The organism is Paraburkholderia caribensis (assembly GCF_002902945.1).
Lineage (GTDB): Bacteria > Pseudomonadota > Gammaproteobacteria > Burkholderiales > Burkholderiaceae > Paraburkholderia > Paraburkholderia caribensis.
In genome coordinates, this window is the sequence record NZ_CP026102.1 from 2,407,151 (window position 1) to 2,421,336 (window position 14,186).

Annotated in this window: 11 protein-coding genes; 1 reads left to right on the top strand and 10 read right to left on the bottom strand. The window is 60.8% G+C overall.

Going from position 1 to position 14,186, the window contains the following annotated elements; all coding sequences use genetic code 11:
- Positions 1-189: 189 nt before the first annotated feature.
- Complete coding sequence (locus C2L66_RS27415) at positions 190-1,131, bottom strand: LysR substrate-binding domain-containing protein (protein ID WP_060605200.1); 942 nt, start codon at positions 1,129-1,131, stop codon at positions 190-192.
- 221 nt (positions 1,132-1,352) lie between these two features.
- Here C2L66_RS27415 and C2L66_RS27420 point away from each other — a divergent pair, with 221 nt between their 5' ends.
- Positions 1,353-2,942, top strand: a complete 1,590-nt coding sequence (locus C2L66_RS27420; RefSeq protein ID WP_060605197.1) for an inorganic phosphate transporter — start codon at positions 1,353-1,355, stop codon at positions 2,940-2,942.
- Positions 2,943-3,045: 103 nt separating this feature from the next.
- Here the strand turns inward: C2L66_RS27420 and ppk2 are convergent, their stop codons facing one another.
- The 9 genes from ppk2 to C2L66_RS27470 all read right to left on the bottom strand — a co-directional run bounded on the left by ppk2 (position 3,046) and on the right by C2L66_RS27470 (position 14,178).
- On the bottom strand, positions 3,046-3,972 hold the full coding sequence (gene ppk2 / locus C2L66_RS27425) for a polyphosphate kinase 2 (RefSeq protein ID WP_054933578.1): 927 nt from the start codon (positions 3,970-3,972) through the stop codon (positions 3,046-3,048).
- A gap of 151 nt (positions 3,973-4,123) precedes the next feature.
- The gene (locus tag C2L66_RS27430; RefSeq protein WP_060605194.1) at positions 4,124-4,510 is read right to left on the bottom strand and encodes a VOC family protein; all 387 of its coding nucleotides are present in this window, start codon (positions 4,508-4,510) and stop codon (positions 4,124-4,126) included.
- A gap of 118 nt (positions 4,511-4,628) precedes the next feature.
- Positions 4,629-6,359, bottom strand: a complete 1,731-nt coding sequence (gene ggt / locus C2L66_RS27435) for a gamma-glutamyltransferase (RefSeq protein WP_060605192.1) — start codon at positions 6,357-6,359, stop codon at positions 4,629-4,631.
- A gap of 154 nt (positions 6,360-6,513) precedes the next feature.
- Positions 6,514-7,911 carry an aspartate aminotransferase family protein gene (locus tag C2L66_RS27440; protein ID WP_060605190.1) on the bottom strand — a complete coding sequence of 466 codons (1,398 nt, stop codon included), beginning with the start codon at positions 7,909-7,911 and terminating at the stop codon, positions 6,514-6,516.
- Between the two features lie 38 nt (positions 7,912-7,949).
- Positions 7,950-9,455, bottom strand: a complete 1,506-nt coding sequence (locus C2L66_RS27445; RefSeq protein ID WP_060605187.1) for an NAD-dependent succinate-semialdehyde dehydrogenase — start codon at positions 9,453-9,455, stop codon at positions 7,950-7,952.
- A 985-nt stretch (positions 9,456-10,440) separates the two neighbouring features.
- Positions 10,441-10,917, bottom strand: coding sequence for an Lrp/AsnC family transcriptional regulator (locus tag C2L66_RS27455; RefSeq protein ID WP_060605184.1), 477 nt, complete (start codon positions 10,915-10,917; stop codon positions 10,441-10,443).
- On the bottom strand, positions 10,914-11,933 hold the full coding sequence (gene doeB, locus C2L66_RS27460) for a N(2)-acetyl-L-2,4-diaminobutanoate deacetylase DoeB (RefSeq protein ID WP_060605181.1): 1,020 nt from the start codon (positions 11,931-11,933) through the stop codon (positions 10,914-10,916). Before doeB ends, C2L66_RS27455 begins: the two co-directional genes overlap by 4 nt.
- Before the next feature lie 4 nt (positions 11,934-11,937).
- Positions 11,938-13,167, bottom strand: coding sequence for an ectoine hydrolase DoeA (doeA, locus tag C2L66_RS27465; protein ID WP_060605178.1), 1,230 nt, complete (start codon positions 13,165-13,167; stop codon positions 11,938-11,940).
- 9 nt (positions 13,168-13,176) lie between these two features.
- Positions 13,177-14,178, bottom strand: coding sequence for a cyclodeaminase (locus C2L66_RS27470; RefSeq protein ID WP_054933567.1), 1,002 nt, complete (start codon positions 14,176-14,178; stop codon positions 13,177-13,179).
- Positions 14,179-14,186: the final 8 nt, after the last annotated feature.

The window sequence follows — 14,186 nt, forward strand, 5'->3', positions numbered from 1 at the left end:
GTCCATTTACGCGTTGGAAGCGCTTCTGTGGTTTTTCAGTGTTGCGCACGACGGGCGATGGACGCCCAACGTTTGCGCCGCGTGGCAATGGATGTCGACGGCGCTAGCGCGTCCGCTTGCTCAATGAGAGTTATGTGAAGCAAACGAATCAGCTTAAGTGAGTCAAAAGCCGCGCAAGCGGCAAGCGAGTCAATGGCCGCTGATCAAAGGCACCCGCGCGGCCGCCGATGTTTCGACGCTGCGCTGCGTCAGCCACACTTCCTGTTGCAGCCAGTCGCGAAACACCGTCACATGCGGCAGGTCGCCCTGTTCGGGACGGGTCACGAGCCAATATGACTGGTGTCCGTCGACATGTACGTTCAGCACCTGCACAAGGTCTCCATTGGCGAGTTCGTGCGCAATCATATGACGATCGGCGATCGTGATGCCGAGGCCGTCGACAGCAGCGCGTATGGCGTGATCGAGCAGGTCGAATTCGAAACCGCCGGACGTATCCACACCTTCGATACCCGCCGCCTTCAACCAATGCTGCCAGGTCAGATAACGCTGGTTGTCGCCCGCTAAAACATGCAGCAAAGTGAATTGATTGAGATCGATGGCTTCATTGCCCGCCTGACGTGCAAGCAACGCGGGCGAGCACACGGCGATATGCCGCTCGTTCATCAGCAGCAGGTTATCGAGTCCTTCCCATTCGCCATTGCCGAAACGGATCGAGCAATCGAGCACGCTCGACTCGGCAAGATTGTCCTCCAGCCGCGTCGACAGGCTCAATTCCAGTTCGGGATGCTCGGTGTGCAAGCGCCCGAGGCGCGGCAAAAACCAGCGGCTGGCGAAAGTGGGCGGCGCATTGACTCGCAAGCGGTTCAGATGCGTCTTCTCCTGAATGGAACGCACGGTCCATTCGATCTTGTCGAACGAATGCTGCAACGCCTGCAGCAGCACGCGGCCCGACGCCGTGAGATCCAGATGATGATGCCTGCGCTGCAATAGGGTTTCGCCGAGTTGCTCTTCGAGTTGCCGCACCTGGCGGCTCACTGCACTTTGCGTGACGTTGAGCAATTCCGCCGCGCGCGTGAAGCTGCCCGCGCGCCCGGCGACTTCGAAGGCTTTGAGCGCATTGAGCGCTGGCATTTTTCTTTTCAAGGAGGTCTCGATTCGGGTCGGCGCCCTGGCGCCACGCGCTTATTTTAGCGTCTGGGCGGCAAGGGCCTTCTCGCGATGCGTCCGGTTCAACACGGCGTGACGCGGCGCACAAATGTTAAGGGGCATACCCGTCATGCGTTTGTCATCGTATCGACATGCTGGGCTTGCAGGATCGGAGATCCCCCCGACCATCCCCCGAGGCCCAGGCCATGCCGGAACTCTCATATCCGCAGACAGGCACCGCGAGTGCCAAAAACCGCAACTTAGGACTCGCCGTCTTTGTGATTGCGCTGGTCGCTGGCGCGATCTATTGCGCGTTTCAGCTAATCGGCGATCTCGAGCCGATTCGCACGGGCTCGATCGTCCCGTATCTGCTGCTGGGCGTCGCCCTTCTGATCGCGCTCGGCTTCGAGTTCGTCAACGGCTTTCACGACACGGCAAACGCCGTCGCGACCGTGATCTATACGCACTCGCTCTCGCCCAACGTCGCGGTCGTCTGGTCCGGCACGTGGAACTTTCTTGGCGTGCTGACCTCGAGCGGCGCAGTCGCATTCGGCATTCTCCAGTTGCTGCCCGTCGAACTGATTCTGCAAGTGGGCAGCAGCGCAGGCTTTGCGATGGTGTTCGCGCTGCTGATTGCCGCGATCATCTGGAATCTGGGTACCTGGTGGTTCGGCCTGCCGTCGTCCAGCTCGCATACGCTGATCGGCTCCATCATCGGCGTCGGGCTGATGAACCAGCTGCTGCATGGCGCGGACGGCACGAGCGGCGTCGATTGGGGGCAAGCTGCCGGCGTCGGCAAGTCGCTGCTGTTCTCGCCGCTGATCGGTTTCCTGCTCGCCGGCCTTTTATTGCTGGTCCTCAAGGCGCTCGTGCGCGTGCCCGCGCTGTACGCCGAGCCGAAAGGCAAAGAGCCGCCGCCGTTCTGGATTCGCGGGCTGCTGATTCTGACCTGCACGGGCGTGTCGTTCGCGCATGGCTCCAACGACGGCCAGAAAGGCATGGGCCTCATCATGCTGATCCTGATCGGCACCGTGCCGACGGCCTACGCGCTGAACAAGGCCGTCACGGCAAACGAAACGCAAACCTTCCTCGCCGTTTCGCAGCAGGCTTCCGCCGCGCTCGGCAAGTACGCGACGCAAGGCGTGCCGCCCGTCGTCGCGCCGCGCAGCGAAGTGGAGAATTTCGTGCGCACGCGGCAGCTCGCGCCCGCGACGGTGCCCGCGCTGCAGAAGCTGATGGAGCAGATCGGTCAGCAGGTCAGCGCGTCGGGCACGATGGCGAACGTGCCGCAAGACAAGGTCGATAACGTGCGTAACAACATGTACGTCGCGTCGGAAGCAATCCGTCTGATGGAGAAGGCGAAGCAACCCGCGTTTGCAGCGGACGACGCCAGGGCAATCGACAACTTCAGGAAGCAGATGGACCACGCCACCAAGTTCATCCCGACGTGGGTGAAAGTTGCCGTGGCAATCGCACTGGGGCTCGGCACGATGGTGGGCTGGAAGCGCATCGTCGTGACGGTGGGCGAGAAGATCGGTAAGCAGCATCTGACCTATGGGCAGGGTGCATCGGCCGAACTCGTCGCGATGGTCACGATAGGCGCCGCCGACATGTACGGCCTGCCCGTATCGACGACACACGTGCTGTCTTCGGGTGTGGCAGGCACGATGGCCGCCAACGGCTCGGGCCTGCAATGGGGCACCGTGCGCAGCCTGGTGCTTGCGTGGGTGCTGACGCTGCCCGTGTCGATCGCGCTGTCCGGGGGACTGTACTGGTTGTTCCGCCACCTCTTCTGACGATTCACGCTTGCCGCCGCGGCGATTCGATCGAGCGGCGCATCCAAACAAAAAGCGCGGCATTTTCATGCCGCGCTTTTCATTTCAGCCCTTCAAACAGGGATCAGAATACGTCGGGCACGATCATCGAGTCCGGCACGGGATGACGGCTGTAGTCCTCGTGAAAGACGCGTTCCGGCAACACGATGGACGGATGTTCGATCTCGTGATACGGCACCTGACTCAACAGATGATGGATGCAGTTCAGCCGCGCGCGTTTCTTGTCGACGGCCTGCACGACCCACCACGGCGCTTCGGGAATATGCGAGCGCTGCAGCATCACTTCCTTCGCCTGCGTATAGCGTTCCCAGCGGCGACGGCTTTCGAGATCCATCGGGCTGAGCTTCCATTGCTTGAGCGGATCGTGGATACGCGCCTGGAAGCGGATTTCCTGCTCTTCGTCGGTGATCGAGAACCAGTACTTGATGATCTGAATACCGCTGCGCACCAGCATTTTCTCGAACTCGGGAACCGAACGGAAGAACTCGTCGTATTCGTCGTCGGTGCAGAAACCCATCACGCGCTCGACGCCCGCGCGGTTGTACCAGCTGCGATCGAACAGCACCATTTCGCCGCCTGCGGGCAGGTGGCTGACATAGCGCTGGAAATACCATTGCGTGCGTTCGCGATTGTTCGGCGCGGGCAGTGCCGCGACCCGGCACACGCGTGGATTGAGTCGCTGCGTGATGCGCTTGATCGCACCGCCCTTGCCAGCCGCGTCGCGCCCTTCGAAGATCACGACAAGGCGATGCCCTGTCTTGACGATCCAGTCCTGCAACTTGACGAGTTCGCCTTGCAGACGGAACAGTTCGCGGAAGTATTGCTTGCGCAATTCGCGCGCTTCGGGCGTGAAGCCTTCGCCGCCGTCGAGGATACGGTCGTCGACTTCCATTTCGAGTTCCTCGTCGTACGCATCGACGAGGTCCTCTTCGAAGCGGCGCTGCCGGGCGGCGAGCGACGCGGCGTCAAGTTCCTGTTCGGATTCCTTCATCACAGTGGCTCCTGTTCTTTCCGTAGCGCGGAAAAGGGTACACGCGGCGCGTGGGCTCGTGTGATTGTCAGCTTTCTCGGTGTCAGTCATATTACTCTTGCGCAGCGCGTGCGGCTCGTCAAAGCGCCTCTTTAGGCGCTTCACAGCCGCTTCACAGCCTCCTGGCGATGCTGATCTCGTGGCCGTCAGGATCGGTGATATGGAAATAGCGCTCGCCCCATGAAGCATCGGCAGGCGCGGCCTCGGGTTGGTATCCCGCTGCCAGTGCCTTGCGATAAACGGCGTCCACGTCGGACACGTGCACGATCACGCGTCCCCACCATCGTACCGGTCCTCTCGTGTCGAGAATCAGGTTCAGATAGGTGCTGCCGAACGCAAACGACGTGAACGCCTCCAGGGGTCCGCCATAGGCAAGCGGAAAGCCAAGCGCCAGGTAAAACGCAACGGCGCGCTCCATGTCATGCGTAGCGAGCGTGACGGCACTGAGCCCTTCGAATTGCGGCTCTTGCGTATGGCTCGGTGATTCCGGCTGATTCATCGCTGACTCCCCGCTTCTGAAAGTGAAAACAGCGGACACGCCCACCGGCGATGTCCGCTGCAAAGCGAATCGACATGGCGCCGCGGGATTGGCCGCGACGCCAGCGCATGCCGCGAGATTACGGTATCACACGCGACACGCCACGTCCGCGCGGATCGGATACGGCCTCCGGCCGCTCGCCGTTGATCTTGATTGCCTGAATGTCGCCGTTGAAATCCTGCGTCTTCAGCGTATAACCCTTCGCTTCGACCTGCCTTGCGAGGTCGCCTTCGATAGGCGCATACGGCTCCACGAAGATCGTATTCGGCGGCAACAGTTGATGGTGGAAACGCATTGCGCCAACCGCATCTTTCAACGGCATATTGAAGTCGTACACGTTATTGACCACCTGGAAGATCGACGTGAAGATGCGCGATCCCCCCGGCGTGCCGATCACCAGCGACACCTTGCCGTCCTTCGTCAGAATGGTCGGCGTCATCGACGACAACGGGCGCTTCTTCGGCTCGATCGAGTTCGCGTCGCTGCCCACCACGCCGAACATGTTCGGCACGCCGGGCTTCGAAGCGAAGTCGTCCATCTCGTCGTTCAACACGATGCCCGTGCCTTCCGCAACGACGCCGGAACCGAAATAGCCGTTGATCGTGTACGTGTTCGACACGGCATTACCCCACTTGTCGACCACTGAGAAATGCGTCGTCTCCGCTTTCTCGGGCATCGACGTACCGAGCCCGGGCTGCACGCTCTTCGTGTCCGACGGCGCGTTGGGATTCACTTCCGCTGCGCGCTTCGCGATATAGGCGTCGTCCGTCAGTTGTGCGACGGGCACCTTATAGAAGTCCGGATCGCCCAGATATTGCGCGCGATCGGCAAAGACGCGCTTTTCGATTTCCGATATCAGGTGAATGTACTGCGGCGAGTTGAGATCGACATTGGTGAAGTCGCTCTTCAAATCCGCCTTCATCTTCAGCAATTGCACGAGGCCAATGCCGCCCGAGCTCGGCGGCGGCGCCGTGATCACGTGATAGCCGTTCCAGTCCGCCTGAATGGGTTGACGCCACACGGCGCGGTAGTCCTGCAGATCGCGCTTCGTGATGAGGCCGTGACCTTTCATCGACGCCGCGATCAGATCGGCCGTCTTGCCGTTATAGAACTCGCGCGCGCCCTGATTCGCGATGCGCGTGAGCACTCCCGCGAGATCCGGTTGCTTGAAATTGACACCCTGTTTCAGATTGCCGAAATAGGTGTCGAAATTCGTCTTGCCTGCGAAGTCCTTCTCGGCGTCTTCGCGACGCTTCGCCAGTTGCTCGTCGACTTCGAAGCCGTCGCGCGCATATTTGATGGCGGGCGCCAGAACCTGTTTCCATTTCAGCTTGCCGAAGCGGTGCTGTGCTTCCCACATGCCCGCCACGGTTCCGGGCACACCCGCTGCGTAATAGCCGAAAAGGCTCTTGCCCTTGATGACATTGCCCTGATCGTCGAGAAACATGTTGCGCGTCGCAGCGAGCGGCGCGCGCTCTCGATAGTCGATGAAATAGGGCTTGCCGTTCACGTACAGCGTCATGAAACCGCCGCCGCCGATGTTGCCTGCTTCGGGGTACGTGACGGCCAGTGTGAACGCGATAGCGACAGCGGCGTCGACGGCATTGCCGCCTTCCTTGAAGATCTGCTCGGCAGCGTCGGCGCTGTACTTGTCAGCGACGGCGACGGCCGATGCGTTGAGTACGGGTTGCTGCGGCGGGGGTGCTTTCGCGTAAGCAGGTGCGGACTCGAGAAAGCCTGCGGAAGTCGTGAAGAGCCCTGCGACGGCGAGTGCTGTTGCGGAGAATTTCGCTTTATCGATTAGTTTCAATGCGTGCCTCCAAAGACAATCATCCAGTGATGGAACTAAAAGCCTGTCTTTGGGCTTATAACACGCAACGAGTGCATTTGCGAAGCAACCCTCATGCTGCAGCCGCAGCGAGTTGCTTCGCGCGATTACCAATTGCAATACGCTTGCGACGCTGTTAGACAGCAGCAGATTTCTTTAGCACCTGCGAAGCGACTTCATCCACGGCTGTCCTGGCCAGCTTGACGATCTCGTCGACTTCCGCGCGTGTCGTCACGAGCGGCGGCGCAAAGCCGAGAATGTCGCCATGCGGCATCGCGCGCGCAATGAGTCCTTGTTGCAATGCAACGGCCGACACGCGCGGACCGACTTTCAATGCGGCGTCGAATGGACGACGCTCTTCTTTATGCGCCATGAATTCGACCGCGGCAAGCATGCCTGAGCCGCGCACTTCGCCGACGAGCGGATGCGAATCGAATGCGGCATGCAACTGTTGCTGCAGATACCCGCCGACTTCCGCCGCATTCTGCATGAGGTTCTCGCGCTCAAGAATGTCGAGATTCGCGAGCGCCGCGGCAGCGCAAACGGGATGTCCGGAATAGGTCCAGCCATGCCCCATCGGACCATGTTCCTGCGATCCCTGCGCAATGACGTCCCAGACCTTCTCGCCGACGATCACGGCCGACAGCGGCGCATACGCGCTCGTCAAACCCTTTGCGACCGTGATCAGATCCGGCTCGATGCCGAAATGCTGCGCGCCCATCTTCGAGCCTAGCCGTCCGAAGCCGCACACCACTTCATCGCTGATCAACAGAATGTCGTGCTTCTTCAGTACTTTCTGGATGGCGGGCCAGTAACCGGCCGGCGGCGGCAGAATACCGCCCGTGCCCATCACCGGCTCACCGATGAAAGCGGCGATCGTATCCGCGCCCTCCTTCGCAATCAGCTTCTCCAGTTCTTCGACGCAATAGTCGACGAACTGCGCTTCGCTCATGCCAGCGGGCGCCTGACGATACCAATGCGGACAGACCGTATGCTTGACGCGATCGACGGGCAAATCAAAGTGCTGATGGAAACTCGGCAGACCTGTCAGGCTGCCCGTCACGATGCCGGAGCCGTGATAGCCGCGCTGGCGCGAAATGATCTTCTTCTTGTTCGGACGGCCTTTTACATTGTTGTAGTACCAGACAATCTTGATCTGCGTTTCGTTCGCGTCGGAACCGGACATGCCGTAATACACCTTTTTCATACCCGTCGGCGACCAGTCGATGATGCGCGACGACAGTTCGATGATCGTATCGGTCGAATGCCCGACATAGGTGTGGTAATAAGCCAGTTTCTTTGCCTGCTCATAAATCGCGTCGGCCACTTCCGTGCGGCCGTAGCCGATGTTCACGCAATAGAGGCCCGCGAATGCGTCGATGAACGACTTGCCTTGATGATCCTCGATGCGGATGCCTTTGGCGCCCGTGACGATGCGGCCGGGCAGCGCGCCGCTGGCGTGATCGTGAGCATGCGTCGAAGGGTGCATGAAATGCGCGCGGTCCGCGCTGAACAGTTGATCGAACTGGGTCATATGACACTCCATATTTAATCGATAGTTGAATGACAGACTCACGCGGCGAGCGGCCGGCGAGCAGGCGAAGCGACGTCGGTTAGGGGCAAGCCCAATTGACCGAGGCAGAAGTACCGCGTTTCGACGAACGGCTCGAAGCCTTCGAGTCCGCCTTCGCGGCCGAGACCCGATGCCTTCATGCCGCCGAATGGAATCGGCGCGCCCGTGAATTTCGCGCCGTTCACTGAGACCATCGCGAAGTCCAGTTGGCGAATGACCTGAAAGACCGTGTTCAGATCTTTCGCGCACAGATAGGCGGCGAGACCGTACTCGGTGTCGTTGGCGCGCGTAATCGCTTCTTCGAGCGTGTCGAAGGGCGACACGGCCGAAATGGGTGCAAAGTTCTCTTCATCGTAGATGCGCATGCCCTTCTGCGCATCGGCGATCACGGTTGGCTCGAAGAACCAGCCGCCGCGCTCATGGGGCACGCCGCCGGCCAGAACACGCGCGCCTTTCGCACGCGCATCCTCGACGCGTTGGACGGTCGCATCGAACGCGGCTTGATGCATCAGCGGACCGACTTGGATGCCCGGTTCGAACGCCGCGCCGACCTTCAACTGACGCACGGCCTGCGCATAGCGCTCGACGAATGTTTCGTAGACGGGACGCGCAACGAGTATGCGATTCGCCGCGCAACAGTCTTGCCCTGACGTCTGAAACTTTGCTGCCACGGCCACGCGCACTGCCTGATCGATGTCGGCGTCATGCGTGACGATGAACGGCGCGTTGCCGCCGAGTTCGAGCGCCGTCTTCTTGATGCCGCTTTGGGCGACGGCCTGCATGACGAGGCCACCGACGCGCGTCGAGCCCGTGAAGCTGACGGTACGCACGCGCGGGTCGCGCACCAGTGTTTCCATCGTCGTTTGCGGATCGCCGAGCACCACGTTGAAGACACCCGGCGGGAAACCGGCCTCTTCTGCGAGCTGCGCGAGCGCGAGTGCGGAGAACGGCGTTTCGTGCGCGGGCTTCACGACGACTGTGCAGCCTGCTGCGAGCGCCGCTGCAGCCTTGCGGGTGATCATCGCGTTGGGGAAATTCCACGGGGTGATCAGGGCGGCGACGCCGACGGGTTCCATGATCGTGCCGAGATGTGCGCCGTCGATATGCGATGGGATCGTGCGGCCGTTCAGTCGCTTTCCTTCATGCGCGAACCATTCGATGAAGCTCGCGCCGTATGTGATTTCGCCCGTTGCCTCGGCGAGTGGCTTGCCCTGTTCCAGGGCGAGGATGCCTGCGAGGTCGTGTTGATGGCGTTGGATCAGTTCGTGCCAGCGGAGCAATATGGCGGCGCGTTTTGTGGCTGGGATCCAGCGCCAGGTTTCGAATGCGCGATGTGCGGCGTCGACTGCCTGTGTGATCTGGTGTGCTTCCAGCATCGGGACGTGGCCGATTACTTTTTGATCTGCAGGGTTCTGTATCGCTATTGTCGAAGCTGTTTCGCTGTGGACCCAGCGGCCGTCGATGTAACACAATGATTTGAAGAGAACAGGGTGGCCGAGCAACATGGTGATCTCCTTTCTTTGATATCTCTGGCTGTTACTTTAGGCGCTGCGCGGGCTCTGTTTTTTTTGTTCTCGGGGTGTTTGGGTTTTGGTTTTTCTGTTTTCTGGTGGAGGTGGTCGGTTTTTTTCGCTGTCGCGGGAGGAGTTGGGTTTTCGGTTGCTATTCGTGATTAGCCTTTGCGCTTGCATCCGCGATTCCGCTGGCATCAGGGAATTGCTTTTGCTTTTGCTTTTGCTTTTGCTTTTGCTTTTGCTTTTGCTTTTGTTTTCGCTGTCGCTTTCGCTTTCGCTGGCATCCGCGATTCGTTAGCTCGCTTCAAGCGTCGCCCCTGTGCGGGGCGGCACCTACTTTTCTTTGCCGCCGCAAAGAAAAGTAGGCAAAAGAAAGCGGCTCACACCGCCAATTCTTGACGTTTACCCACGGGCCCCCAACGTCCCCACACCTCACACACCAGTGGCCCTGGTTGGTGCCCGTTGCCAACGCTTCGAACAGGTGCCTCACCCGCTTCGATTACCCGTACCCGAGCAAACGGCAGCGAATGGTATGCGCCGCCTAGGTGGCAAACTGTGTGTAGGTTGTCGCGTCGTATGGCTTGGCGCTCTTACAGGGTGGGACGCGTGTGCTATCGGTCCGGAGTGAGACGTGTGAGGCACTGCGGCCTACACACAGTTTGCCACCTGGGCGGCGGTGGACTGTCTGGTGACGCATGCTGAAGCGCAGGTGCGTGAAGCGGGTGAGGCGCTCATTCAGAGCGTTGGCAACGAACATCAGTCACGTGGTTGCCGTGTGAAGCGTAAGAACCTTTGGGGGCCCTCAGGCAGAAAAAAGAGCTGGCGGTGTGAGCCGCTTTCTTTTGCCTACTTTTCTTTGCGGCGGCAAAGAAAAGTAGGTGCCGCCCCGCACAGGGGCGACGCGTGAAGTACGCTAACAATTCGCGGATGCCAGCGAAAAAGCAAAAACCAAAAGCAAAACCAAAAGCAAAAACCATCACCCCACCTCAGCCCAGTCGGGCACCGACTCCCCCCCCTCTTTAACTACCTTAGTCACCACATAAGTAAAATACCTCTCAATCCCCACCTCCTCGGTGAGCAGCGAATCAATAAACCGCTGATAGTGATCAATATCCCGCGCCACCACGTGTAGAAAATAATCCACCCCACCGCCAGTAGCATGGCACTCCACAACTTCCTCCGCCCGCCCAACCCGTTCCTCGAACCGCCGCATATCATTCGCCGTATGCCGCGCCAGCGTCACTTCAACAATAATCCGGCTACCCTTAAATGCCTTAGCCCAATCGACATCCGTCCGATAACCACGAATCAAGCCACTCTCTTCAAGCCGCCGCACCCGCTCCCACGCAGGCGAGATCGACAAATTCACTTCCTCAGCGAGCCGCGACTTCGTAATACGCCCATCTCGCGCAAGAATGCGAAGAATCGCAAGATCGTAGCGATCGAGTTTCATACGCGAATACCACGCTCGACGACATCCGCAACCACGGCCACCGTATCGCCAATCCGCACGAGCCCCGGAAAATGCCGCGCAGCAAGCAAGCCGCCGCGTCGCGCACGATACTCGACAGCCTTCGCACCCGTCCGCGTCATATCGTGAACCCGCGCGATCACTTCGCCCGCTTCGACGCTTTCTCCCAGGTCCTTGCACATTTCCAGCAACCCATCGTGCTCGCAAGTCGTATAGCAAGTACCGTCCGGCATATCGAGCAAAGTTGTCGTGCGCTGCGCCGTATGGTCGCCGTCATGCAATGACAACACACCCGCATTCGCAAGAAAGCCCCGCACGCCGCGCTCGGCGACGGCCACGCTCGACACCGTCGCGGTGCCGCCGCCGCCCAGTTCAGTCGAGACGAACACCTTGCCCGCTTCTTCGACAGCCGTGTCGAACAGGCCAACGCTATCCAGTTCCAGCATCCGCATCGAATACGGCGCGCCGAATGCGCGCATCGCCGCTTCGCAACGCGCCTGCTGCTTCGCATCCGCCAACACGTGCACGGCGGCGAACGGCACGAAATCGAGCGTGCGGCCGCCCGCGTGCAGGTCGAGCACATAGTCCGCGAGGGGCAGCAGATAGCGCTGAAAGTAGTCGGCAATCTTCTCGGTCACGCCGCCGTCCGGCTTGCCCGGAAAGCTTCGGTTGAGATTGCCCCGATCGATGGGCGACGTACGGCTGCCCGCGCGAAACGCCGGATAGTTCATGAACGGCACGACGATCACGCGCCCCGTCACATCGCTCGCCTTCAGCGTCGATGCGAGCTTCGACAGCACGATAGGACCTTCGTACTCGTCGCCGTGATTGCCGCCCGTCAGCAACGCGGTCGGCCCGTCGCCATTGCGGATCACCGTGATGGGAATCATCACGGCGCCCCACGCGGATGCATCATGCGAATGCGGCAACTTCAGAAAGCCGTGCTGTTCGCCGTCGGCCTCGAAATCGATCGTCGCGGATATGGGTGAAGCCCGCATTGCCCTACTCCTTGACGAACAGCTTGCGCGGCGTGTTGCAGAAGGTCTCGACGCCCGACCCGGTAATCAGGATGCTTTCCGTGATTTCGAGTCCCCAGTCGTCGAGCCACAGGCCCGGCATGAAATGAAACGTCATGCCGGGTTCGAGGACGGTCTTGTCCCCCGGACGCAGGCTCATCGTGCGCTCGCCCCAATCGGGCGGATAGCTCGCGCCAATGGGATAACCGCACCGGCTGTTCTTCTCGATGCCCGATTTGCGCAGCACCGCAAAGAACGCGTTCGCGATGTCCTCGCAGGTGTTGCCGGGCTTCGCGGCAGCAAGGCCCATTTCGATGCCTTCGACAACCGCCTTCTCCGCATCGATGAAATGCTTCGGCGGCTTGCCGAGATAGACGGTGCGCGACTGCGGGCAGTGATAACGCTTGAAGCAGCCGGCAATTTCGAAGAACGTGCCCGCGTCGTTTTCAAACGGCGAATCGTCCCAGGTGAGATGCGGCGCGGCGGCATCGGCGCCTGTCGGCAGCAGCGGCACAATCGCGGGATAGTCGCCCCCATATCCGTCGACGCCCATAATCCCCGCCGAATAGATCTGCGCAACGAGATCGCTCTTGCGCATGCCCGGTTCGATCTGCTCGACGATCCGCGCATGCATCTTCTCGACGATGCGCGCAGCAATGCGCATGTACTCGATCTCGCGCGGCGACTTCACAGCGCGCTGCCAGTTGACGAGCGCCGTCGCATCGCGCCATGTCGCATTGGGCAGATTGCGCTGCAACGACGCAAATGCGGCCGCGCTGAAATAGTAGTTGTCCATTTCGACGCCGATGCGGCGCGCCTGCCAGCCGCGCGCCTCGATCACTTCGCGCGCGAGATAGTCCATCGGATGACGCTCGGGAGACTGCACGTAGTGGTCCGGATAGCCGACGATGTTCTCCCGCTTCATGAACACCGTGCGCAGCGCGCCGTTCGCATCCTGTCCGCGGCCGTACCAGACGGGTTCGCCGTCCAGCGCGAGCAGCACGCACTGATGCACATAGAACGACCAGCCGTCGTAGCCGGTGAGCCATCCCATGTTGGTCGGGTCCGTCACGATCAGCAGATCGATCTGGGCCTTCTCCATTGCCCGGCGCGTCTTTGCGATGCGTGCGTCGTACTCGCTGCGATCGAATGGCAGGCGGACCATTGGTGCCGCCTGCTCGACATCGTCCCGCTCCAGTTGAGGTGTGTCTGACATGGTCTCCTCTCAGCGCTTCATGTCGTTGCGGAAAAGGGTGCCTGCATTGGCCGCGCGCGCACGCGCGACGGCGAGCGTCGCGATGGCCGTGTCCTGCGCGCCCGTGCCCGTGAGGTCGCACAACGTGATGTCGCTGTCGCGCGTGCGGCCCTGGGCCTGTCCTGCGATGATCTGTCCGAGTTCCGCATGCGGTGCGGCCGCATCGACGGCGCCCGCTTCAATGGCGTGATGAAGTTCGCCGAGCACACGCGTCTGCGTGACGCGGTCGCACACATAGCGCGCCGCCACCAAGGCTTGCGGTGCGATTTCGTTCTTGTGTTCGGCATCCGAGCCCATGGCCGTGATGTGCAGACCAGGATGCAGATCGGCCGCATGAACCAGCGGCTCGGTGGTGGGCGTCGTCGTGATCGCGATGTCCGCTTTGGCGAGCGCATCATGCACGTCGCGCGCCACTTCGCACGCGATACGCAGTTGCCCGGACATGTCGGCTGCAAACTGCTCGGCGTTCGCGCGATTACGCGCCCATACCGTTACGCGCTCGACCTTGCGCACCATCGCGAGCGCCTGCAATTGCAGACGCGCCTGTTCGCCCGCACCGATCACTGCGACATTCGGCGCGTGCTGTTTCGCCAGCCAACGCGCTGCAACAGCGCCCGCGGCAGCCGTACGCACGGCCGTCAGATAGCCGTTATCGAGCAGCACCGCTTCCGTCAATCCCGTTTTAGCGGACAGCACGAGCATCAGTCCATTGAGGCTCGGCAGTCCGAGCTTCGGGTTGTCGAAGAAGCCGGGGCTGACCTTGATCGCGAAGCTGTCGAAGCGCGGCAGATAGGCCGTCTTCACATCGACTTCGCCGCGATGCTCGGGCAGATCGAGCCGCAGGATCGGCGGCATCGCGACGGCTTCCGTCGCGAGCGAGAGAAACGCGGACTCGATCTGATCGATAGCGGCGAGATCGAGCGGCACGAGTTCCCTGAGTTGCGCTTCGCCTAGCAGGGTAATAGCTGTCATCCGTCACT